The organism is Paenibacillus lacisoli, assembly GCF_030580655.1.
GTDB classification, from domain to species: Bacteria; Bacillota; Bacilli; order Paenibacillales; family Paenibacillaceae; genus Paenibacillus; species Paenibacillus lacisoli.
Genome location: NZ_JAUQTB010000044.1, coordinates 1 through 998, shown reverse-complemented (window position 1 = coordinate 998; position 998 = coordinate 1). Strand labels below are relative to the sequence as shown.

2 protein-coding genes are annotated in these 998 nt (G+C 42.8%); both read left to right on the top strand.

Going from position 1 to position 998, the window contains the following annotated elements:
- The coding region (locus tag Q5741_RS21525; RefSeq protein ID WP_305026148.1) for a hypothetical protein at nucleotides 1–537 on the top strand (537 nt) is incomplete at its 5' end.
- Between the two features lie 4 nt (nucleotides 538–541).
- Nucleotides 542–874, top strand: coding sequence for a hypothetical protein (locus tag Q5741_RS21520; protein ID WP_305026147.1), 333 nt, complete (start codon nucleotides 542–544; stop codon nucleotides 872–874).
- Nucleotides 875–998 lie beyond the last annotated feature (124 nt).

Genomic DNA, 998 nt, shown 5'->3' with positions numbered 1-998 from the left:
TGGACGCATAACTGTACGGGTGGGAATCTAGGCGGTCCTAGAGGCAGAAGCGGCGGTGGGGTCAATGGTTCCTTACGCGCTATGCCGGGTGGAAATAGATTTACGGTAAAGTCAGGACAATCTAGTTTTAGCACTGGCAGCAGTAGTTATAAGTACAAACTTTCAACCCCTCCGACTGCTAGTGACATCAGAAGCTGGGCTAAATATCGAGGTAAGGGTGCGGGAAATGCTCTAGTCAAAGACACTGGCAAATTAGCAGATAACACTGCTAACTTAAGGTCTTGGGCAGAAGGAAAAGGTTGGGTAAGACAAGATACTGCAGGCGGTGTCGAACAATGGGGTGTAAAAAATGCTGATGGTACATTTAGTTGGAGGCTGAAACTAAAGCCGGAAGCAAGTACACGAGAAGGCTTAGGAGCGGGAAGCAATCAGCCTCGTTTTGATGCTAGACTAGATGATAAGGGGACGTATATAAATCCCTTTACTGGTCAAACGGGTGGGCGAGATGTTGGTACACATATTCCATTAGGGAAGTGACAAGTTGAATAAAACAATGTTAATTGAAATCTTACTTGACCCTACATCCAGTGAGGCAGACAAGGATGATGCCGCAATTGAGCTTGGAAACCATTTCGATGATGAGGAAACAATTGATACTTTAATCAAAGTTTCAAACAGTAGGGACATTGACGAAATGATTTCTGCAAGCTGTGGTGAGTCACTGGGTCAGATTTGGCTAAGAAAAGCAAAAGTTGATTATGAAAAACTAGCCTGTCTAAATGGTGTTGCATTAACTGAAGCACTATCTCTAATTAAACAGCAACGGCCTGATTGGTATGAAAAATATATAAAGCAAACGTCAGGCAAGAAATGATGTAAATGTTGAGAGAGATCTTGATTGGCTTTATGCCTTTCAAGGTTTGGAGTGCTACGATAAAAATGCAGTCGATAAACACCCTCGTATGAAATAAAATGAAAACAAACGAGGGGACGAGTGA